Source organism: Rhodospirillum sp. A1_3_36 (assembly GCF_047263945.1).
Lineage (GTDB): Bacteria > Pseudomonadota > Alphaproteobacteria > Rhodospirillales > Rhodospirillaceae > Rhodospirillum.
On sequence record NZ_JBLAVB010000036.1, the window covers coordinates 1 to 21,371 of the forward strand.

The window sequence follows — 21,371 nt, forward strand, 5'->3', positions numbered from 1 at the left end:
CCGTCCAGGTGACCAGCGTGGTGCGGGCCTCGGACCGATCCTTCCAGGTGGCCTGGACCGAACGGGTCTTCGAGCGCGGCGGCCTGAAGGGCACGGAGCGCTGGACCGCCATCCTCTCCATCACCCTCAGATCGCCCCGTTCGGTGGAACAGTTGCGGGCCAATCCCCTGGGACTGTTCGTCACCGCCATCGACTGGTCGCGGGACCTTGATACGGCTCCTGAATCTTCCAAGGAGAGCACACCATGAAAGCCCCCCTGATCCTCTCCGCGTCGGCCCTGGTGCTGGCCGCCTGCGCCACCCGGATACCGCCCCCGGTGATTTCCTACGACAGCCAGGATTTCCGGCCCGCTCAGATGGAGATGGAACCACTACACCCCGTGACCATGGTCGAGGTGCCCAAGGTTCTTCCCCTGCCGGGCCAACTCCAGCCACTGCCGGGGAAGAGTGCCGAGGACACTCGCCCGCCGGAAGAACGGGTGGACGACGCCAACAAGGCCGCCACGCAAGAGCCGACCAAGCACGGTTACATCAACGCCATGCAGGTCTATCCCTATGCCGAGGGGGCGCTCTATCAGCTCTACGCCGCGCCGGAGCGGGTGACGGACATCGCCCTCCAGCCCGGGGAGACCCTGACCGCCGTCTCCGCCGGCGACACGGTGCGCTGGGTGATCGGGGACACGGTCAGCGGCTCGGGAGCCTCCGAGCGCACCCATGTGCTGGTGAAACCCTTCGCCCCGGAGCTGGCTACCAATCTGGTGATCACCACCGATCGCCGGGCCTATCACCTGCACCTGCGCAGGACCGAGACCACCGCCATGGCGGCGCTCTCCTGGACCTATACCCGGGACCAACTCCTGGCCCTGAACCGCCGCAACGCCGCCGCCGAGGCCGCCGCGCCGATCGCGGCCAACGTGGCCGTGGACAGTCTCCATTTCCGATACACGATCTCCGGTGACAGCCCGCTCTGGAAGCCGACCCGGGTCTTCGACGACGGCCACAAGGTCTACATCGCTTTCCCCCGCCGCATCGACCAGGGCGAGGCACCACCCCTCTTCGTGGTGGGCGCGGACGGGGAGGCGGCCCTGGTGAACTACCGCATGCGGGGGTCTTACTACATTGTCGATCGCCTCTTCGCCGCCGCCGAACTGCGCCTGGGAACCGATCCCCAGCAGGTGGTGCGGATCAGCCGCACCGATGGCCGGGAGGTGGGCCGATGACCAAGCTCGACCTCCGCAGCGGCCCCAAGCCCCGGGTGACACGCTTCCGCAAGGGCGTGGTGATTGGCGGCACCGCCATCGCCGCGGCGGGAGTACTGGGGCTGGCGCTCTTGGCCCTGCAGGCGCCGTCCTTCCGCTCGGGTTCGTCTTCGACCGAGTTGTTGCAGACGGGGAGGGCGCCGACACCTGATGGTCTCGCCGCCTTGCCGGGGGATTACTCGGAGATCAAGCCGGACGCGCCCGACCTGGGGCCGCCGCTACCTAGTGATCTGGGCCATCCCATTCTCGCCCAGCAAAAGGCCCAGGGGCTGATGCCCAGGGATGAAGGCCCCTCGGAGGCGGAACAGCGCTTGGCCCGCCAGGCCATCCAGGCGCGGGAGGCGGGCGTCTTCTTCCGTATCGAGCAGAGGGCACCTCAGCCAGCGAAGGCCGGGGCGGGGGCGGCATCACCAATCCCCATCCCCTCCAGACCCCGGCGTCTCCCTATCAGGTGATGGCGGGGAGTATCATCGCCGCCAGCCTGATCACCGGCATCAATTCCGATCTGCCTGGAATGGTGGTCGCCCAGGTGACCGAGAACGTCCACGACACGGTGACGGGCCGGATCCTGCTGATCCCCCAGGGATCCCGGCTGATCGGCGCCTATGACAGCGTTGTGGCCTTCGGCCAGTCCCGCGCCCTGCTGGTCTGGCGACGGATCGTCATGCCCGACGGCTCCTCCATCGAGATCGACAACCTGCCCGCCACCGACGCGGCGGGCTATGCCGGGCTGGAGGACGAGGTCGATTACCACACCTGGCGGCTGGTGAAGGGCATCGCCCTGGCCACCCTGCTGGGCGTGGGCTCCGAGCTGACCTTCGGCGAGGGCGAAAGTGACCTGATCCGTGCGATCCGGGAATCCACCCAGTCCAACGTGAACCGCGCGGGACAGCGGATCACCGAGAAGAATCTGAACATCCAACCCACCATCACCGTCCGCCCCGGCTGGCCGCTGCGCGTCATCGTCCAGCGGGATTTGGTGCTGCGCCCCTACCAGGGATGAGGAGATCGACCATGGCCAACCTGAAACTGGGAAAACTCCCCGATCGCACCCCGGTAAAGATCACCCTCTCCGTCAACGCCGATCTGGGACAGGCCCTGCGGGACTATGCCGCCCTGTACAAGGCCACCTATGGGGAAACGGAAACCATCTCCGACCTGATCCCCTTCATGCTTGAGGCCTTCCTGGACAGGGACCGCGCCTTCGCCAAGGCCAGCAGGGAGATATCTTCTCCCCGATCCCCGTCGCGGTCAGGGGAGGATGTACCCTTTGGCCCCGATCCTGCTGTTTACAGTGTTGGCGATGCTGGCCGGAGCGCGGTCGTATCGTCAGGTTCACGGCTTCATCCGGACCCATCTGGACCGCCTGAACAAGGAGTTTGGCCTGTCGCTCCGCCGTGCTCCGGCCTATTCGTCGGTGCGGTTCATCCTGCATGGTCTCGATGCCGAGGAGAGGGAGCGCGTGTTCCGCGAGCATGCCGCCAGCCTTGTCGAAGATACGATGGAAACCCCGGTCGAAGGGGCGAGCTTTCCCCCAGCGGTCGCTATCGACGGCAAAACCCTGCGCGGCAGTTTCGACGCCTTCCATGACCGCAAGGCCGCCTAGGTCCTGAGCGTTTTTGCCATCGACGGGCAGATCATTCTCGGCCATCTGGCCAGGCCATCGGCGAGAAGAGCAACGAGATCCCTGCCGCCCAGGCCATGATCGCGGCGCTGGGGCTGACCGGGCGTCTGTTCACCCCGGACGCCATGCACTGTCAAAAAACAATCAAAACGGCCCGTGATACCGGAAACCATCTCTTGGTCCAGGTGAAGGCTAACCAATCCAATCTGTTCAGAACCTCCTGTGCCATTGCGGACAACACCGCTCCCGCCGACACTGCGTTTTCGCGCGACACAGGCCGATCCCGCCAGGAAGATCGAACCGTTGAGGTCTTCCCGGTCGCCGACGCCCTGGCTGGGTCCGAGTGGCAGCCCTTCATCAAGACCGTCATCCGCGTCACCCGTCGCACCTAACTGTATTCCGCCGCTACCGGTCTGTGGAACCAGCGCGGCGAGGTCGCCTTCTATGTCTCGTCCGCCGACGAGGTTCCAGCAACCGAATGGGCTGCGGCCATTCGAGGCCACTGGGGCATCGAGAACCGCAACCACTATGTCCGTGATGTCTCGTGTGACGAGGACAAAAGCCGCATCCGAGACAATCCCGGAGTCATGGCCCGTGTCCGAAGCTTCGCCCTCAACATCTTGCGTAAAAACGGCACCACAAACAGGGGCCGTTGGTATCAGATTCGTTGGGTTGAAGGGCGTTTCCCCCTTGCGGGTCAACCACAGGTCAGGGCCGAAGGCTCCAACCTATGACGAGTAAGCCAATGGCGACCAGCACTGGCCAGACCGTCCAAGGTCTCAACAGGTCCGGAGTATCAAGCTCGAAGGGGCGCTGATAGCAATCGACAGCCTTTTGGCGAAAGGGGTGGCGACGTCTAATCTTAGGTGGGATCATTGTCTCTGATTCTTTTGCCTCTCATCTCATCCTGTTCGCGAAGTAATCGGTCCATCGTCAGCCCTCCTACGCTTCCGACAGGCGCCGGATCATGCGGTTAAAACTTTCCCCGGCCTGGGACACCCGATCAAGGACAGTGAGATCCAATTCATCGTCCAGAAGTCGGGCTTCCCCCAGATGCCCACTCTGGTCCACCGAACGCTGGGTGTTCGACTGTCGGAGGCGGTCCGACAGGAAGATAGCGAGCGCCCGGTAGAACCGGCTGGCGAAGTCCGTATTGTCCCGCAGTTCCTCCCGCATTTCCTCCTTATTAAGGCTGAGGACCAGAGCCTCCCCCTTCGCACTGACTGTGGCGGAGGGCGGTTGGGAATCCACGAAGGACATTTCTCCGACGATTTCTCCCACGCCCCGTTCCGCCACGATTCCAACGCCGTTCACGCGGATGGACAATTCGCCTTCTAGCAGAATGTACAGGAAGTCACTGGGCTCCCCTTCGGTGATCAGGATCTGTCCCTCTCCAAAGCGTTGACGCCGACCGTGGCGCACCATCCAGTCAATATCCCGGTCATTGAGCTGGCCCAGAATATAAAGAACCTTTCGCACCGATGTCTCCTCCCCTCACATCAACTGACGGTGAGCCAACGCGCGGAACGGCCCATCCATATCCATTAAGTCATCGTAAGTACCAACTTCGATGATCCGCCCTTCGTCGATTACGATGATCTTGTCCGCCTTCATGATCGTGCTGAGACGGTGGGCAATCACGATCCGGGTACAGCGCAGGCGCTCCAGACTCGTGGTGACGATCTCCTGGGTTCTGTTGTCGAGGGCGGAGGTCGCTTCGTCCAAGATCAACAGCCTGGGTCGCCCGACCAAGGCGCGTGCCAACATCAACCGCTGTCTCTGCCCCCCGGACAGGGTCTGGGCGCCGTCCAACAGAACCGTATGCATTCCCATGGGCATCGCTTCGATCTCCGAAGCGAGACCGGTCATCCGGGCGGCCACCCAGGCGTCTTCCAGGCTGGCTCCGCTGGTGCCGACGATCGCCTCGGCCACGCTCCCCTGATTGATCCGACCGTTTTGCAAAACCACCCCGATCTGAGTCCGTACTGCTGAAAGGTCGAGTTGGTCCAGGGGCTTGTCATCATAAACAACATTGCCCACCTCCGGTGTTTCGAACCCCAGCAACAACCGAATCAAGGTGGATTTTCCACCACCCGATGGCCCGACCAGGGCCACGAAACTCCCACTTTCAATCTGCAGGTTCAAATCATCGACAACCGGAGCAGACCCCTCGTCATAGCGAAAAGTGACATGGTTGAAGGCAACGGAGCCGGACAGGGAACCGGGGGACACGCGTGCTCCCACAGCCTCTGGAGCTGTCAACAGCAGAGGCCGCAGGCGATCGAGGTGAGGACCGATTTCGATCACTTCCGGAAAGGCGCGCGCCAAAAGAAGAAATCCCGCCAAGGCCTGCCCAAAAGCGGCGTTGAAGGCCAGAAAATCTCCGGTCGTCATCGCCGTGAGCACCGCGCCGGGGTCTTGCGGGTCCGGGGGCAGCAGGGCGGACAGGGCATCTTCCCGCACCAGATCGTCAAGGATCATCGACAGGGACAAGAACAGAACCCCTGTACAGAGAACCGGAACCACACCGCTTAAGGTTTCGGCGACATTGGCCCAAAGCTGTGCCCGTTTCAGGCATTCCTTCTGACTGACGACCAAGGAAAACCAGCGCGTGAAGGCACGGTCTTCCGCTGCTGCGACCCGCAACTTGGCAATGGCCGAGAGCAATTGCACGGTCAAGCCGTCAATCCGTCCCTGCCATCCCACCATCTCGGCTCGGGCTCTCCGCTGGGCGATGGTGACTGAGGTCATGAGAACGGACACCACAAGCAAAGTCGCACAGGCAATCAGGGCGAGCCGCCAATTGTAATAATACAACAGCGCGAGGCTGCCCATGGAGAAGACCCCCCGGGAGAGGGCCTGCAACGTATTGCCCGTCAGAATGCTCCGGATATGCTGGAATCCCAAACAGCGGTCGGCGAGATCCCCAATGGCATAGCCCCGGAAAAACCCCGTTGGTAAGGTAAGCAAGCGCTGAAACAGGGCGGACTGTCCAACCCAGTCGATGCGCCCTTCTGCCCGCAGCAGCCCGACCGCTTGAATCGCCCGAAAAGCCGACGCCCCCAGGGCAATGACCACCAGGGCAATCCCGGCTTCACCCACCCGGTGGATTTCCGCCCGGGGAATTACATTATCGATTAAGTAGCCCGTCACAATGGGCGTGATCAGGGCCAAAAGCGCCGCCAACAGTCCCATCACCGAGCCCCGCGCCAGATCCGGCCTGGCTTTGCGCCAGGACAGCCCGACAAGATCGCGCACACGGCGGTTATCCGCCCGCAAGGGGCTATAGAGCGCAAAGGCATCTGCGGAAAGGGATTGCGCGAGGGTCTCGCTTAAGACCTCGGGCGTTCCCTGGCTGGGATCCACAAGGTGATACCGGTCCGGACCATGGGGTAGAAGAGCCACGGGAGCCCGATCCCCGCCTAGAAAAGCGATCAAGGGACCGGCATCGGTCTTCCACCACTCTCCCCGCAGCAGAACCCGACGAACCCGCGCCCCCGCCGATCGCGCCAGGGCCTGGACGCGGTCCTCCGCTGTCGCCCCTTGCGGAGGGGGAGGTTCGAGATCGTCCAGCGTCACCCCTTCGGCCAGGGCCACTTGGCGAAAGACATCCACCAAGGGACTGGACGCCCGCGTCGGCGCAAGTCCCGGTCCCGACGGCCCCTGGGACAGGACCGCAGCCGCGCGGCGGAGAGTATGGTCCCAAACCCGTTGATCACGGCCAAGGCGGTCGGCCAAACGGGCGTGTTCCTGCCCTTCGCAATCGGCGACCCAGGCCGTCAACCGCTGCCCCGCCAACCGATGCAGATCCGCCAAAGGCCGGGCAAGCCGGTCCTCCCCCATCAGCGTGATCGTGGTGTCCAGGGACACTTCTGCACTGCCCTCCGCCTGAAGGAACACCCCGGCGGAGAGGGGGAGAATCCGCCCCTCTTCCAGATCAACGCTCAGTCCGCCACGTCCCTGCCAGCGGGCGCGTCCCTTCACCCCTTCGGCCCAGAGGATCGCCCGGGGCGACCCAAACAGGCTTTCGCGGGCGCCAAGACGGGCGAAACCGGGTTCCTCGGCAACGCGAACGGGCCAGGCATCGGGTAGGTCCAACAGGGCGGAGCTCAAGGCGCCTACCCAGGCATCAATGGCCTTCGACCACGTCTTGCGCCTCTCCCCAAACAGGGCATCCACGCTGATTTCGTGGACCCGGGCATCCGGATCGCCACAAAACACCAAGTGAACGGGCTGACCGGCTCCGGTCTGCTCTTCCGCAATCGGCGGCAAACCGAAGACCAAGCCCCCCTCATCCACCCGGAACAGGGGATGGCGGGGGCCATCCCGCCCGTCCGGCTCCCGGCGCACGGCGAAGAGGTTTACGGAGCCCTGCAGGACAACCCAGACCCGCTGTGGATCATCCCCATCGATGGGCGCGTTGGCCGGGCAACTTCGTTCCCGACCGCCCGGCAGTCCCGCCCTGCCGATTCCGACTGGATCCAACGCCAAGGGCCTCTCAGATCGGACTCCGACCTTGCGCCGAGGTTCGCTCCCATAACGCTCGGAAGGGGAGGGTTTTGGCGCCATGACGGTCATTCTGAGGCGATCAGACGGGCATATTCCCCGTCTTGCTCCAGAAGCTCTTCGTGGGTTCCCCGCTCGATGACCCGCCCCCGTCGCAGGACGACGATCTCGTCACAGTCCCGGATGGTACTCAGCCTATGGGCGACGATGATGCAGGTCATGCCGCGTCGGCGCAGGGCGTCGTCTATGCGCTTTTCCGTCAGCGGATCCAGGGCCACCGTCGCTTCGTCCAGAATGAGCAGGCTGGGGTTCTGGGCAAGGGCACGGGCGATTTCCAAGCGCTGCCGCTGGCCACCGGAAAAATTGATCCCCGCTTCAAAAACCGCTCCCCGCAATCCTCCGGGCCGGCGACTGACCTCGTCCAAGATCGCAGCGTCGGCGAGGGCTCGGGTGATGGTGGCATCGGACAGAGTCTCATCCCACAGCGAGATATTGTCCGCGATGGTGCCCTGGACCAAGAAGGTATCCTGATCCACATGGGCTAAGGAGGCGGCCAGGACGCGCCGGGGGATCTCCGCCATGGGGCGACCGTCGAACAGAACCTCCCCCTGGTCGGGGTCGCAGAGACCCGCGATGATTCGGGCAATGGTGCTTTTGCCACTGCCCGACCCACCGACCAACGCCACCCGGCGGCCCGGTCGGATATGCAGGGAGAAATCCCGGATCAAGGGCGGGTCCAAGGGGCTGTAGCCAAAGCTGACCGACTTCAGCTCCACCTCCCCCCGCAGGATTGCCTCCTGCCCGGGCAAAGGGGCGTCATCGGACCCCCAGGATACTGGGGCACAGCGTTGGATATCCTCAACCCGGGCGAGGTCAGCCTGGATCATCCGCAACTGACCACTGAACCCGGCAAGCTGCCCCATGGGCCCGGTAAAGCTGGCCGCGAGTGTTTGAAAGGCCACCAGATCACCAACCGTCATCTTCCCTTTGATGACCAGAACGGCCCCCAGGCAAAGGACAGTGGCCACGGTCAGGGCATCCACCAGCGGCGGAACCACGGCGACCAGCCCGTTCAAAAGCCCCAATCGCTGCCCCGTATTCAGGGACTTGGCCTGTCTGCCGCTCCATGCGGAAAAGCGCTCGGCCTCCAGGCCACTGGCCTTGACGGTCTCGATGGACTGGAGGGATCCAACCGTTGTGGCGAACAGCTTGCCCTGGTCATTCATCAAGTTCAGGGAACTCAGTCTGGTCCGCTCCCCCACGGTGCGCACCGCCAGGAAATTGGCGCAACCAAGAAGGATCGTGGCTCCGGCAAGAAGGGGCTGGTAGGCAACCATGACCAGACCAAGCACAAGTGCCGTTGCCGCATTAAGCACTGAGGAGGCCAAATCCCCCGTCAACAACCGTGCCACCCGATCTGCGGCACCGACCCGGTTGGCGAGATCACCGGACGCCCTTTGGTTAAAGAAGGCCATGGGCAGGCGCAGCACATGCTCCAGCATGGTCCGCGCCAGACCCAGCGACAGCTTGAGCTCCAGGCGGAGAAGAAGGGCCTGTTGCAACCAGGTGATGAGCGCCCGCAGAAGAGCCGTTGCGGCCATGGCGAGAATCAGGGGAACCAGCCAGGCGTCCCGCCCATTGATCAGGATGTCATCAACAAAGACCTTGCTGAAAACCGGAATGACAATGCCGGGAATCACCAGCGCCAGGGTCAACAGGGCAATCAGTCCCAGGGTGACCCGAGATCCCCGCAAATACCGCCACAGAATGTCCGCTGTCCGGGGGGGGCGCCCTTGCTTGACGAAGCCCTCGGCGGGCTCAAAGGCCAGAACCACCCCGGTGAAGGATGCATCCAACTCGTCCCGGGTGATCCGTGCCGGACCACTGGCCGGGTTGTTGATATGGGCGTATTTGCCCTTGATCCCTTCGAACACGACATAGTGGTTGAACCCCCAGTGGAGGATGGAAGGCAGGGGAAGATCCGACAAATCAGCGGGTTCCTTGCGGAACCCCTTCGCCGACAGGCCATACCGCCGGGCGGCCTTGCACAGGTTGCTTGCCTTGGTTCCGTCGCGGCTGACCCCTGTGGCGACCCGCAAATCCTCCAGCGAGACCCAGCGGCCATGATAGGCAAGAACCATGGCGAGGCAGGCCGCTCCGCATTCCACCACTTCCATCTGCAGGATGGTCGGCGTTCGGACCCGGCGCGGTTTTCCCAAAGGGGGGGAAACCTCCGATGGTTTGGCGGCTTCGGTTATCCGGTCTCCCGCGTTTAGGGGGGCGGCGCGTCCCATTGATCAGAACCCCACCCCAGTGTGTTTCCGCAGAAACGGAATCACAAGGCTGATCGGTGCCCTTTCGCGGATGGTGATCTCGGCGGTCAAGACGCTTCCAGAGTCCACCCGCCAGCCCGGACCGGCCCCGGAGGTCCACTTTAGGCCGCTGACCGTGGAGCTGTCCTTTTCCAGGGAGATTCGAGCCAGATAGGGGGCGCCTTGCCGGGTAAATTGCGCAACCAGACTGTCATTGCGCAGGATGGCCCGCACCCCATCTGGCGTCACCGGAAAGGCCGAGACGGAGAGAACCTCGCCTTCGATGGATCCGAATTCCTCCTTTTTGATGTTGGCGGGCTGAAGACGGACCTGTTGACCGACCCGGACATCTTTGCCCGTCGCCGGGAGGAGGAAGAGCACCGCCTCCAAGCCGGACTTGCCGCTTTCCAGGCTGACAACCCCTTGCCCCCGGTTGACAAAGGCTCCCGCAGGCGCTTTGACTTCGGTCACCCGTCCGGCGACGGGTGCGGTCACACGGGTCGCCCGGGTCAATTCCTGATCCCGTTCATCGACCTCGCGACGGGCGGCGCTCAGGAGGTCTTCTGCGTCGCGCCGCTCCCGGTCTTGCCGTTCCTCCAGGGCGAAGGCGTCCTGGTCGAGGCGGATGATCTCCGTATCGGCTTCTTGGATTTGCCTGTCTGCTTCGTAATAGCGTTGCCGGGTATCGGCCACGGCTTCCCGGGTGCTCAAGCCGCGAGCAGAGAGGCCATCCAGATTGTCGAGGCTGGTCTTCAGGTAATCCCGCCGCTCCTGGGCGGCGGCGCGCAGCCGGGTCAGGCTGTCCCGTTGTTGGCGGCGCAGGTCCTCGCTGATCCGTTTTTCCCGGGCGAAATCAGCCGTCAGCTTCTCCAGGCGCTCTTGCCGTTCCGCCTGCCGTTCCTTGGCGTGCTTCAGGTCCCGCGCCAACTCCGCCTGATCCAGTTCGGCCAGGACTTGTCCGGTTGAGACAAGGTCCCCCGGTTGGACCCGAAGCGCCAGGACCCGTCCCACCGCCGGTGCCGTGGCGTCGACGACGCCGCCTCCGCCGGACACGAGCAATCCATCGGCCTCGGCGTAGTCCGGGATCGCGCCAAGCCAAGCCCAGAGCATGACCCCGCCCAACAGAATCCACAGGGCGAGGGTCGCCGCCCAGGTGCCACGACCGGTTAGAATGACGAGTTGGTCCAGTTGCTCAGGCGTGGACAGCCGCTCCAACGCCGCCTGTCTAAAAATCCGCTTTTTGATCGAACCCACCCCACCGGTTTCGGCACCTTTGGTTTCCGCCATAACCGCCCTCAAACCCTGGTTAGATCATGGAGCCAAGACTCATAGTCCCGGTCCCCAGAGGGTCCCCTCGCGGCCCCAGGACCGCCCAGGGTGAGCATTCCGGCGGCGCGCGCTTCCCGTGGCGAGATCCCATATTGGCGCCGAAAAGCCCGGCCATAATCTCCTTCCCGACCGAAGCCCCAGGTATGGGCGATCTCATAGATCCGCCGTTTCGACTGAGCCGGATCCAGCAAATCGCGGGCGCTCCGTCGCAAACGGCGGGCGCGGATATAGTCTGCGACACCGCCTAAGGGCTCGAACAGGCGATAGAGCTTGGACCGCGACATGCCAAAGTGGTTGCAGATGACCTCTGCCCTTAGGGAGCTGTCGCTGAGGCCCTGCTCGATGAACCGCTTGATCGACAGGAGTATGGCGTAATCAACGGCGTTACGGTCCATGTCGGGGAGGGTCCCGGCCTCTCCACTGTTGAGCAATCCTTCGGCCATACGCTGGATCGGGGCCACCATCAGCAGGCTATCCTTGATCGTCATGTCTGGCGCGGTTTCGAAAAAACCGAACATCATTTGCTTGAACACTCGAGCCAAGGGTTGATCCCCCGGAATGACTCGCTTCTGTTGGTGGTCTGGCCGCAGCAGGTTGCCATGAATCAAATTGCGGGGGACCACCAATGTTAGGTTCTCGAAATCCGTGGTTCGGCTGGCGAAGTCACTGGCCAAATCAATAATCCAGATGTCGCCGGGCCGCGCCGTGACGTCCTTCTTCCCTCGCGACGCCTCGCAGACGCCCTTGGTAAAGATCTGAATAAGGTAGTGATCCAGTCCGTCCCTGGAGATCTTCAGGGGAGATCGTTCAAAAGACTGCCTCAGAGACGAGCACCTGACGAGCATCAGGCTGTCCATGCCAAAAGCCGTGACGCGCGCATCAAATGCGGAGGCCTGTCGGCGGCGGTCCAATTCTACATCGAACATCACGCCGATGCTCTCCCGCCAAGCCTGAAAGCCTTCATCGGCAGGGAGGGATCCCGCGTCAAAACGGGAGACCGGCAGGAGAGGAGCACTGGAGATTTGGGACATGGTATCTGTTCCGCTGTCTTCGGTTCCGCATCACGACGGTATCGAAACCAGAGCCTTTCACGCGCGACTGCCAAGCGTTCACAGTCTCATAAGTCCATAGGGGAGCCACTCGAAATCCATCGGCGTGGGATGAACTGCACGGAATTAGAGACAATGGGCAGGGTTGTCGCAAAGACCCTAGTTCGATGGTCGAGACTCTTGATCAGGGCCCCCCACACTGGGGGCTCAAAGCCCTGATGGACGGATAAGTCTCATCAATCCATCAGGGCAAGAAAAGCTGAGACGAACGCAGTCACTGGTCGGAAATGGGCAGGCATTCGCAATGAAACGATAGGGGGCAGATCTGCAGGTCACAAAATATCAGACATCACCATCAACAGACCTCACGGGCCATCCCGCAGCGCACAGTTCCAACTCCTCGTCGGTCAACTCTTTATCATCGTTCGCACTCCGTATCAGGGCTATGAAGTCCTCGGATGTCATCTGACGCACCGTGTCCAGTTCAATAGCCAGCCCTTGTTTCATGCCTGCCTGAACAATCGCCGAGCAGAACTCTTCCCGATCCGTGATCCGGTTCAATTCGGCCCAGAGGTCCGGATTGTCGCGCACCATGCAATAGAGGGTCAAAGCGGTCTGATCACTCATCTCAATTCTCCTTGATCCTGTTCCAAATCATGCCCCTGGAGCCGATCAAAGGCAGAGGCAACTGATCGAAGGGTGGGAGTGAAGCCGACTCAATTCCAGCCTTTACCTCTCAGTTAAGGACAAGCTGGGCACAACTTGGGACAAAACGAGGCATATCTCTCCTTGCTCTGGCGCGGAGACCGGTCCCGTACGCCTATCCGCTTCCTCTGTCAGACCGCCGATTACAGAGAGGGCTGCCCTCACCCTCTGGTCAGATCATGGAGCCAGGACTCGTAGTCCCGGTCCCCGAAGGGGCCCCTTACGGATCCAGGGCGGCCCACAGAGAGCAGTCCCGCGACCCGGGCATCCCTGGGCGATACCCCGTATTGGCGCCGAAAGGCCCGGGCAAAATCCCCTTCCCGTGTGAACCCCCAGGCATAGGCGATTTCATAAATCAATCGGCCCGATTGGCTCGGATCCAGCAAATCGCGGGCACCGCGCCGTAGGCGGCGGGTGCGGACATAGGCCGCCACGCCACCAATGGGTTCAAACAATCGATAGAGGTTCGAACGCGACATGCCGAAATGGGCGCAGATCGCTTCGGGTTTCAGGGTCGGATCACCCAGATTCTCTTCGATGAAGCGCTTCACTGCGGTGACCAGGGCAAAATCAACGGCCCCACGATCGATGTCCGGCAGGGTCCCGGCGTCTCTGCTGTTGAGCAGTCCTTCAGCCATGCGCTGCATCGGCGCGACCATCAGCAGACCATCCTTAAGGGTCATGTCTGGCGCGGTCTCGAAAAAACCGAACATCAGTTGCTTGAATAAGCGCGCCAGGGGTTGATCGCCCGGAACAACCCGCTGCTGCTGGTCGTCTGGCCGCAGCAGGTTGCCCTCGATTAAACCACGGGGCACCACCAGGGTCAGGTGCTCGAAATCCCCATTCAGTGCCGTGAAGCCACTGGCCAAATCAAGGATCCAGATGTCCCCTGGCCGGGCGGTGACCGTCCTCCTCCCCCGGGTGGACTCGCATGAGCCCTGGGTGAAAATCTGAATAAGATAGTGGTCCAGACCATCCGTCGAAACCTTCAGGGGAGACCGCCGAAACACCTGGGCTTGAGACGCACAATGGGCGAGCATCATGTTGTCCATGCCATAGGTGGTCAGCCGTGCGTTGAAGGGGGCTTTGAGCCTGCTGCTGTCCCGTTCCACATCGAAGAGAACACCAATACTCTCTCGCCACGCCTGAAACCCGTCCTCCGAGGGGAGGGATCCCGTGCTGAAACGGGAGACGGGCAAGAGGGTGGCTGGTGCGTCATGGGACATGTGATCTCATCCGATTTCCAAGGCTCCACGGCAGGGAACCAGAACCGCCACCTCGGGCCACCGCCTCGAAGTTACTCTGGAGCATCGAGCGGAAAAGTGGATCCGGTTTTCCGGTCCACTCGATGCTCTACCTATATGATTCTAGATCAAATGATCCGCCTGAAATCGATTCCGATTTAAGGCGGTTTGATCTAGTGACGCAATTGCCTCGCGTTCACGATCACATAGGATACTGGATAGACCCACTCCAATACCATACGCGTGGGACGGATTGCATGAAACGCGAGACAGTGCGCACCACTCAGGGGCTCAAATGCCCCACTCCCCCAAAGACCATGTCTTAGAGCTCAACCCGAAATGACTCCCATTATTTCAATAATTTCGTCGTCATTCCCGCGAAAGCGGGAACCCAGGGTGGGGACCGGCAACGGAGGCTAATCCCGCCACGCCCGTGCGTTTGAGCGCCGCCAGCGAAATCAACCCTGGATGCCCGTTTTCACGGGCATGACGGAAACCATTCAATTCACCGGATAAATTTCGGGTTGGGCTCTTAGAGCATCGAGCGGAAAAGTGGATCCGGTTTTCCGGTCCACGCGATGCTCTACCTATATGATTTTAGATCAAATGATCCGCCTGAAATCGATTCCGATTTAAGGCGGTTTGATCTAAGACGGGATATCACGGCAGAGATCCTCCGAAAGAGGAGGGCTCAAAGTTTAGGTGTCGCGAGGGACATTGCCGATCCTGCAGAGCAAGAAAATGTAGGTGAAATCCAGAGAATGGTATGGGTTCCTCTGGAAAAGGTAAGAGAAAAAATCTGTGTTCCGCCAATGATCACAGCATGTTTGCACCAGAATTCTTCATGACGACTCCCGCAGCCACCAATTCCAACTCGCCATCTGTCAGCTCGTCATCGTCGTTCGCTCCTTGTATCAGAGCCGTGAGCATCTCGGGCGTCATCTTGCGCACTGTTTCCAGGTCAACGGCCACCCCTTGGTCCTTGCTCACGTCGACAATTGCCGCGCAGAACTCTTCCCGATCCGTGATTCGGTTCAATTCGGCCCATAGGCCAGAATTGTCACGCAGCACGCCATAGAGGGTCAAAGCGGTCTGATCCACCATATCGATTCTCCTTGGATTCTGATTGAGACTGACTCTGTCGCCCTTTGAATCCCTTCAGAGGACCCAGCGATGGAAGCAGGATTGGGCATGGTCTTCCGCCTGTCCAGTCTTGCCCTTGCGCTTGAAATGCAATGCGTGGAACTTGGGATGAAGTGATCCTTCCTATACTTGGGGGCTCAGGGTCTTGGTGGAGCGATAGACATCATCAATCCACAAGCTGACGGGGCGGAGACGGCGCTCCATGAACGCAATCATGCGCGTATTGCTCCCCGGCGTCTCCAAGACCGCGACCGAGTGCTGCCCATAGATCTCTGCCTGACGTCGACAGACCGTATCGAGACCGGCGGCCAACCAGCCCTTTCCCTGCAAGGTCCGCTTGACGTAACCGGTGACGTAGTGGTGGTAGCCCTCTTTTAGCCGGGTTTCGCAATGAATCCAGCCGACAAGATCTCCGTGGTGGCGCAGGGCCACCGAGAGGTGGGGGTCGGCATGGGGTTCAAACTTCGTGAACACCGGCCAGTCCTCGGGGGCTTCCGCAGCCTCCAGCTCCAAGGCCCTGGACCGGTCGTCCGGGGTGATCTCCGTCCAAGGGGTCGCCGTATAGCCATTGCGTCGGGAGACCTCCAGAAAGCCTTCCCATCCGGGTCCCATGCGCTTGGGCCAGTCCGCGTGCCCGGCCAGACGCCGCTCCAGCAGGTCCGGCGCGGACCACCCGCAGTTGTCCAGCAAGGCCATGAAGGCGGTTCGATCCACCCGGCTGCTCCAGTGGGCTTCCAAGGCTTGGGCCCCCTGGGACAGAGCGGTGTCCTCGGCGGCGCCCAGCAAGGCACGACCAATACCCTGACGCCGAAAGGGACGGCTGACCATAAGGGACAGCACGCGGACAGCCTCGCTCTTTCGCCGCTGGATGACCACAAGCCCCACCGGCAGACCCGCCGCCAAGGCGACCGTGGCGCGCAGGGTATCGGGGGCAGGCTCGGCCCCATCGAACCACAGGCGATACCGTGGGTAGGTTAAGGAACCCACCCCCGGGTTTGGTTGAGACAGGTCCAGTGGCGAGAGGGTATAGATCCCGTCCTGTCTCGCGAGGAGGTCCATCACTGCTCCGATGCGGAGAGACTATGTGTCATTACAGACTTGTCCCCCCCCTCCTGCAGCCACCAGTTCCAATTCTGCGTCGGTCAGTTCGTCGTCATCATTGGCGCTTTGCATGAGGTCCATGATCATCTGGAACGTCATCTGACGCACCGTTTCCAGGTCAATGGCCAAGCCCTCGTCCTTACCCACGTCGACGATCGCCGCGCATAGCTCCTCTCGATCCTCGATCCGGGCTAGTTCGGCCCATAGGTCGGAATTGTCCCGTATTGCGCGATAGAGGGTCAAAGCCGTCTGATCCATCATCTATTTTCTCCTACACCCTGTTTGAAACCACGTCCTCGGCATCCCTAGAGCATCAAGCGGAAAAGTGGATCCGGTTTTCCGGTCCACGCGATGCTCTACCTATATGATTCTAGATCAAATGATCCGCCTGAAAGCGTTTCCGATTTAAGGCGGTTTGATCTAGAGCATCGAGCGGAAAAGTGGATCCGGTTTTCCGGTCCACGCGATGCTCTACCTCTATGATTCTAGATCAAATGATCCGCCTGAAATTGATTCCGATTTAAGGCGGTTTGATCTAGTGGGAAAGCTCGTTGGGCAGAGAATGGGAATGAAGACGGCACAAAGCCAACGTTTCCCACCACTCCGGGACAGGCTGCTCAGAACGAGGGACGCAATCTCACATTTGCATGGAAAAATAGGGTGCGAGGGCGGGTGGTAAGTCGAGCGTCCTATCTGTGCGTTCCTTTAAAAGGTGGCCTTTCCTCGGATTCCAAGATAGAAACAAAAATTGTTCAATAATTATAATAAGTTAGGGACGATTTGCGCGGTTTTTGGGACAAAGTGAGGCATTTTTTTCCTTCACATTGGCGTGGGGATCGGGTTCGCACGCCTATCCGGTTACAATTCCAAACCACCGAATGCGGGGTGGCCGCCCTAACCTCGGTCCTGGCCTATTACGGACTTGACCTCCCCTTGGAGGAGGTGCGCAAGGCCACGGGGGTCTCGCGGGATTGTCTCAATGCCGGGAATTTGGCTCGGGCAGCCCGCGCCCTCGGTTTGGCCTGTTCCGTTCGCCGCTGTGAACCGGACCGGCTGTGCGCGCTGGGGGCGCCCTCCATCGTCTATCTCGATTTCATTCACTTCGCGGTCTTCGAGGGCATGCGGGACGGAGACATCCTGCTCAACGACCCGTCCCGGGGACGGACCATCATGCCCCGGGAACAGTTCGAGGAATCCTTTACGGGTATCGTACTGACCTTCGCCCCCACAACGGACCTTCAACACCGACGGACACGGCCCTTGGGGTCCTGGGTCCGCCAAACCATCGGGCGAGAGGGTGCGGCCCTGATCGTCGGCGCCGCCTTCTGCACCTTGGCCGGGGCGGGGGTGCTGGTTTGGTTGGCCGATGCCCTGACCCGAAGCGATCTCCCCGGCCCAGCGCTGCTCGCCGCACCGGTTCTCCTGTTCGCTTTGTATGCGCTCCGGACCGAAGCCCTCGGCGCTCTTCGCCATCGCCTTGCGGACAGCCTGGGGAAGCGCCAGATCCGTCACCTCGGCAAGCAACCCGGTGCCTTCTTCGCCTACCGTATCCCCTTGAGCCTGCGCGACATGCTCGATGCGACTGACCGGGTAGCGGAGACCCTGTGCACGGGCCTTCTGTCGCGATGGCTGGATCTGGGTGCCATCCCGGTCTTATTGGCTGGACTCTGGTGGATCCACCCCGGCTCGGCCCTGGTCGCAGCTCTCCTCCTCATCCTGTATGGACTGGTCCTCGCTGCGGTATTTCCTTGGCTGCGGGAGTACGACAATGCGTTAAAGACCGATATCGAGTCCGCTTTCGGCCAACTTTTCGGGGATCTGGACGAGATCGAAAGCTGGAAAGTGGGCGATAGGGACCGGGATCTGTTCGTTCGCATTCTGGGATTGCGGGCCAAGGGGATGAGCGCCCATCAGGATTACGTTCCCAGCGAAGTGGCCCTGACCCTCGCCACCCGCCTGTTGCCCCTGGCCCTAATGGGAGCGGGGGCGATCACGGGCCTTTTGGCCGTCACTGGGGAGCAGATCCGTCCCGAAGCCCTGCTGCCCCTTCTTCTGTTGACGGCGAGCCTCGCCGGTCCTGCGGCCCGTTTCGCCGGACTTCGGGGCCAGGGGCTTCGCCTCCACGGCCTGTTGTTCCGCATGGAGGATCTGTTGACGGGAACCTCCGAGCTGGACCGCGCACCTCCGCCGGATCCTCCGACCAAGGAAAGGGGGGCTGCCTCTCCCGTGCTGTGGTGCGCCCACCTCACCCATGGGCATATTCCCGACAAACCCCCGCTGATCGACGACATCACCCTGTCCGTCGCGCAAGGGGAGCAGCTTGGTCTCACCGGGCCATCAGGGGGCGGAAAATCGACCCTGGCCTTGCTCCTGGCCGGTCTTCGGGATCCCTGGTCGGGCGGGGTCGGACGGCGGGTGGGGGAGGCGCCACCCATTTGGCTCGACAAGGCCCCGGTTTTCTTCGAGGGTAGTATCCGGCACAACCTGTGCCTTTGGCGGGAGGACCTGGAGGACGCCGCCCTGTGGCAGGCTCTCAGGGACGCCTGCCTGGAGGAGGAGATCTCCACTCGGAATGGCCAGTTGGATACGGCCATGGTTACGCGGGGCCGCAACTTCAGCGGCGGCCAACTGCAACGCCTGGAAATCGCCCGGGCCCTTGTGCATGGGGGATCCCTGCTGATCCTCGACGAGGCTCTCGACGCCTTGAATCCGGCCCTGGAAGCCCGACTGCGGGGCAACCTACGCCGACGGGGATGCACCCTGATCGTGATCAGTCACCGGAAATCCACCATCGCCGCCTGTGATCGCGTGCTCTGCATCGACCGGGGGCGGATCGTCGATCCCGATGCCCCCAAGCCTCCCCCCCCGACCGCATCCGGACTGGCGGACCTGTTGCTGCCGGAGACCGAGACGCGCCCCACCCGAGCCGTCGCGGCCAGGGGAGTGGTGGAGGCGATCCAGACCCTCACCGGAAATCGGATCACCGGTCCCTGGACGACCGCCTTTGACGCCTGGGGCCGCCCCGACATCGAGGCTCTGGCCCGGACGGCGGATCTGCCCTGTCGCCGGGTTCGCTTCCTGGTTCCCACTTGGCGGAAACGGGACCATGGATCCCTGTTGGCCCTATCGCCAGACGGCAAGAGCGCCAGGGTCGCCCGCCCCGGAGACCTTCACGAGACATCACCGGAGGACACATGGCGCCTCTACCCATCGGCGGCGTCCGATAAACCCGGTGCCTGGACCTTGATCTGGCGCGGGCTTCGGGACAGCCAAGCCGACTTTTGGCGCGCCGTTGCGCTCACGCCCCCCCTTGGGGGGCTGGCCTTTGTGATCCCGATCGCCCCCCTCCTGGTTTCGGGGGATGGGACCGGATTGATCGCTCCCTTGCTGGCGGTCCTCGCCGCAGTTGGTTTGCTGGAGGTCAGCCGGGCGATTGCCTTGGCCCGCCTTGAGGATTCCGCCCAAAGCGCCATGCTTTCGGCCCTGGTGCAACGTCTGATCCGGGTCCGGGTCCCCGCCTTGCGCCAAATGGCCCGAGAAGACCTCGCCGACGCCGTCTTCGCCCTGCCGCGCATGCTGGACTCCTTACGCGACGGCTGGCCCCATGCCGTCCTCGACGGGGTCCTGGTTCTGGTAGGATGGGGTGTCTTGGCCGTGATCGCACCCAACCTCCTGGTTCCTGCGAGCCTCTGTGGGGGCGTTGCCCTGCTTGGTCCGTCCCTGGTGACGCACCTTGACCGGGGCCTGTTTCGGCGATTTTTAACCGACCGCCTGAGACAACGCCGGTTCCTGACGGCCATGATGCTGGGACAGTCTCGCCTGCGCGCTCTGGACGCCGAGACCCGCGCCGCCGGGGTCTGGGAGCGGGAGCAGGACTCCCTGTTGAGGCTGGATCGCTTGGTCAAGCGCAGCCAAGGCCTTCTGGAGGCCACTGGCGATGCTTGGCCCTGGTTCGGCTTGGTTGTCGCCCGGTTGGTGAGCGGCGGGGCCATGATCGGCACAACCTCGATCGGTATAACGGGGGACGCTGCTGTGGGTTTGGTCTTGTTTCTGACCCTTGCGGCCTGCGCCCAGTTTGGCCGCGCGGTGGCGACCTATCAACGGATTGGCCCTCACGTCGAGCGGCTTGACATGTTGACCCAGTTGCCCTTGGAACCACGGATCCCAGCGTCCCCCGCGTCCGATAGCGCCCCTTCCCGGGGCGACAGCCCTGGCCTGGAAGCCAGAGATGTCCGTGTGAAATACGGAGAGAAGACCATTCTCGACGGTGTTACGGTTCAGATCGAGCCCGGAGAGGTGGTCGCCCTGGCCGGAGCATCGGGCAGCGGAAAATCCACCCTGCTGCGGGTTTTGCTTGGCTATGAAACACCCGAGCAAGGCCGCGTGCTGATGGGAGGACGCTCCATCGAGGATTTGGACCCAGGAACCTGGCGCCGCCATATCGGTCTCGTTCAACAAACCGACCGACTGGAGGTTTCGGTGACCCTACGCGGGCAACTCTGCGGTACGGCCTCGGTCGGTCCGAGGGAAGTCTGGCGGGTTCTGCGGGATGTGAAGCTGGCCGATGAGGTGCGCGCCATGCCCATGGGACCGCAGACCATCACCGACGATATCCGCCTTTCAACGGGGCAAATGCAACGGCTGTTGATTGGGCGGCAACTGATCCGAAAGCCTACCATCCTGGTTCTGGATGAAGCCACGAATGCCGTCCCGGATAGCCTTCAGGAGTCCCTCATCGGCACCTTCCGCCGCCTGGGATTGACCGTTCTTCTGGTCACACATCGGGAAAGCGCCTTGGTCCAGTCAGATAGAGTGATCTTTTTGGAGGGGGGCCGCGTCGCCTTCTCTGGTCTGCCTACGGAAGCTCTCGGTCAAATGGCATTTCAGTCTATTCTCGCAACGGAATGTATTTTTGCCCATTGACCCGGAAAAGTCACAGAACCGTCGCCAGATGTCATACCATCGGCATTAGACTATGACCTCGGCCCACCGTCGACTTGTGACGGATTTGAGGACTTTTGGCTGTTCCGCGAAGCGGTTCCATGCATCGCAACAGGCATCGACGATGTGCTCGTATCCCTCGAAGACCCGGTGCGAGAG

General features: G+C 62.0%; 17 protein-coding genes and 1 pseudogene. 8 read left to right on the forward strand and 10 right to left on the reverse strand.

Going from position 1 to position 21,371, the window contains the following annotated elements:
• The 7 genes and pseudogenes from ACLIRY_RS25470 to ACLIRY_RS25500 form a co-directional block, all read left to right on the forward strand.
• Positions 1-248 (forward strand): VirB8/TrbF family protein (locus ACLIRY_RS25470; protein WP_413208238.1); only part of this gene is annotated, 248 nt, incomplete at its 5' end.
• Complete coding sequence (gene trbG / locus ACLIRY_RS25475) at positions 245-1,219, forward strand: P-type conjugative transfer protein TrbG (RefSeq protein ID WP_413208239.1); 975 nt, start codon at positions 245-247, stop codon at positions 1,217-1,219. The genes ACLIRY_RS25470 and trbG, both read left to right, overlap by 4 nt.
• On the forward strand, positions 1,216-1,713 hold the full coding sequence (locus ACLIRY_RS25480) for a hypothetical protein (protein WP_413208240.1): 498 nt from the start codon (positions 1,216-1,218) through the stop codon (positions 1,711-1,713). Before trbG ends, ACLIRY_RS25480 begins: the two co-directional genes overlap by 4 nt.
• Complete coding sequence (locus ACLIRY_RS25485; RefSeq protein ID WP_413208241.1) at positions 1,713-2,261, forward strand: TrbI/VirB10 family protein; 549 nt, start codon at positions 1,713-1,715, stop codon at positions 2,259-2,261. The genes ACLIRY_RS25480 and ACLIRY_RS25485 overlap by 1 nt, the downstream gene beginning before the upstream one ends.
• Positions 2,262-2,272: 11 nt before the next feature.
• A pseudogene (locus tag ACLIRY_RS25490) lies at positions 2,273-2,467 on the forward strand (DUF2274 domain-containing protein); the annotation flags it as partial.
• Complete coding sequence (locus tag ACLIRY_RS25495) at positions 2,433-2,864, forward strand: transposase family protein (protein ID WP_413208242.1); 432 nt, start codon at positions 2,433-2,435, stop codon at positions 2,862-2,864. The pseudogene ACLIRY_RS25490 and the gene ACLIRY_RS25495, both read left to right, overlap by 35 nt.
• A 56-nt stretch (positions 2,865-2,920) precedes the next feature.
• A complete protein-coding gene (locus ACLIRY_RS25500) occupies positions 2,921-3,274 on the forward strand; it encodes a hypothetical protein (protein WP_413208254.1) in 354 nt (117 codons plus the stop codon).
• Between the two features lie 550 nt (positions 3,275-3,824).
• Here the strand turns inward: ACLIRY_RS25500 and ACLIRY_RS25505 are convergent.
• The 10 genes from ACLIRY_RS25505 to ACLIRY_RS25550 all read right to left on the reverse strand — a co-directional run bounded on the left by ACLIRY_RS25505 (position 3,825) and on the right by ACLIRY_RS25550 (position 16,532).
• Positions 3,825-4,361 (reverse strand): cyclic nucleotide-binding domain-containing protein, encoded by a 537-nt coding sequence (locus tag ACLIRY_RS25505; protein WP_413208243.1) that lies wholly within the window; start codon positions 4,359-4,361, stop codon positions 3,825-3,827.
• Between the two features lie 15 nt (positions 4,362-4,376).
• Positions 4,377-7,373, reverse strand: coding sequence for an NHLP bacteriocin export ABC transporter permease/ATPase subunit (locus tag ACLIRY_RS25510; RefSeq protein ID WP_413208244.1), 2,997 nt, complete (start codon positions 7,371-7,373; stop codon positions 4,377-4,379).
• An 83-nt stretch (positions 7,374-7,456) separates the two neighbouring features.
• Entirely contained in the window at positions 7,457-9,682 is a 2,226-nt protein-coding gene (locus ACLIRY_RS25515) for an NHLP family bacteriocin export ABC transporter peptidase/permease/ATPase subunit (protein WP_413208245.1), read from the reverse strand.
• A 3-nt stretch (positions 9,683-9,685) separates the two neighbouring features.
• The gene (locus tag ACLIRY_RS25520; protein ID WP_413208246.1) at positions 9,686-10,987 is read right to left on the reverse strand and encodes an NHLP bacteriocin system secretion protein; all 1,302 of its coding nucleotides are present in this window, start codon (positions 10,985-10,987) and stop codon (positions 9,686-9,688) included.
• Positions 10,988-10,995: 8 nt separating this feature from the next.
• On the reverse strand, positions 10,996-12,060 hold the full coding sequence (locus tag ACLIRY_RS25525) for a helix-turn-helix domain-containing protein (protein WP_413208247.1): 1,065 nt from the start codon (positions 12,058-12,060) through the stop codon (positions 10,996-10,998).
• Positions 12,061-12,420: 360 nt separating this feature from the next.
• Positions 12,421-12,705, reverse strand: a complete 285-nt coding sequence (locus tag ACLIRY_RS25530; protein WP_413208248.1) for a hypothetical protein — start codon at positions 12,703-12,705, stop codon at positions 12,421-12,423.
• A 239-nt stretch (positions 12,706-12,944) separates the two neighbouring features.
• A complete protein-coding gene (locus ACLIRY_RS25535; protein ID WP_413208249.1) occupies positions 12,945-14,009 on the reverse strand; it encodes a helix-turn-helix domain-containing protein in 1,065 nt (354 codons plus the stop codon).
• A gap of 834 nt (positions 14,010-14,843) precedes the next feature.
• Positions 14,844-15,131, reverse strand: a complete 288-nt coding sequence (locus tag ACLIRY_RS25540; protein ID WP_413208250.1) for a hypothetical protein — start codon at positions 15,129-15,131, stop codon at positions 14,844-14,846.
• A gap of 162 nt (positions 15,132-15,293) precedes the next feature.
• Positions 15,294-16,229 (reverse strand): GNAT family N-acetyltransferase, encoded by a 936-nt coding sequence (locus tag ACLIRY_RS25545; protein WP_413208251.1) that lies wholly within the window; start codon positions 16,227-16,229, stop codon positions 15,294-15,296.
• 21 nt (positions 16,230-16,250) lie between these two features.
• Complete coding sequence (locus ACLIRY_RS25550) at positions 16,251-16,532, reverse strand: hypothetical protein (RefSeq protein ID WP_413208252.1); 282 nt, start codon at positions 16,530-16,532, stop codon at positions 16,251-16,253.
• Between the two features lie 540 nt (positions 16,533-17,072).
• Between ACLIRY_RS25550 and ACLIRY_RS25555 the strand changes: the two genes are divergently transcribed.
• A complete protein-coding gene (locus ACLIRY_RS25555) occupies positions 17,073-21,194 on the forward strand; it encodes an ATP-binding cassette domain-containing protein (RefSeq protein WP_413208253.1) in 4,122 nt (1,373 codons plus the stop codon).
• Positions 21,195-21,371 lie beyond the last annotated feature (177 nt).

Excerpts from the sequence above, each read along its gene's own strand:
- ACLIRY_RS25515 (WP_413208245.1), bottom strand. The coding sequence starts at position 9,682 with ATGGGACGCGCCGCCCCCCTAAACGCGGGAGACCGGATAACCGAAGCC.
- ACLIRY_RS25550 (WP_413208252.1), bottom strand. The coding sequence starts at position 16,532 with ATGATGGATCAGACGGCTTTGACCCTCTATCGCGCAATACGGGACAAT.
- trbG (WP_413208239.1), top strand. The coding sequence starts at position 245 with ATGAAAGCCCCCCTGATCCTCTCCGCGTCGGCCCTGGTGCTGGCCGCC.
- ACLIRY_RS25545 (WP_413208251.1), bottom strand. The coding sequence starts at position 16,229 with ATGGACCTCCTCGCGAGACAGGACGGGATCTATACCCTCTCGCCACTG.
- ACLIRY_RS25535 (WP_413208249.1), bottom strand. The coding sequence starts at position 14,009 with ATGTCCCATGACGCACCAGCCACCCTCTTGCCCGTCTCCCGTTTCAGC.
- ACLIRY_RS25520 (WP_413208246.1), bottom strand. The coding sequence starts at position 10,987 with ATGGCGGAAACCAAAGGTGCCGAAACCGGTGGGGTGGGTTCGATCAAA.
- ACLIRY_RS25525 (WP_413208247.1), bottom strand. The coding sequence starts at position 12,060 with ATGTCCCAAATCTCCAGTGCTCCTCTCCTGCCGGTCTCCCGTTTTGAC.
- ACLIRY_RS25530 (WP_413208248.1), bottom strand. The coding sequence starts at position 12,705 with ATGAGTGATCAGACCGCTTTGACCCTCTATTGCATGGTGCGCGACAAT.
- ACLIRY_RS25540 (WP_413208250.1), bottom strand. The coding sequence starts at position 15,131 with ATGGTGGATCAGACCGCTTTGACCCTCTATGGCGTGCTGCGTGACAAT.
- ACLIRY_RS25485 (WP_413208241.1), top strand. The coding sequence starts at position 1,713 with ATGGCGGGGAGTATCATCGCCGCCAGCCTGATCACCGGCATCAATTCC.
- ACLIRY_RS25480 (WP_413208240.1), top strand. The coding sequence starts at position 1,216 with ATGACCAAGCTCGACCTCCGCAGCGGCCCCAAGCCCCGGGTGACACGC.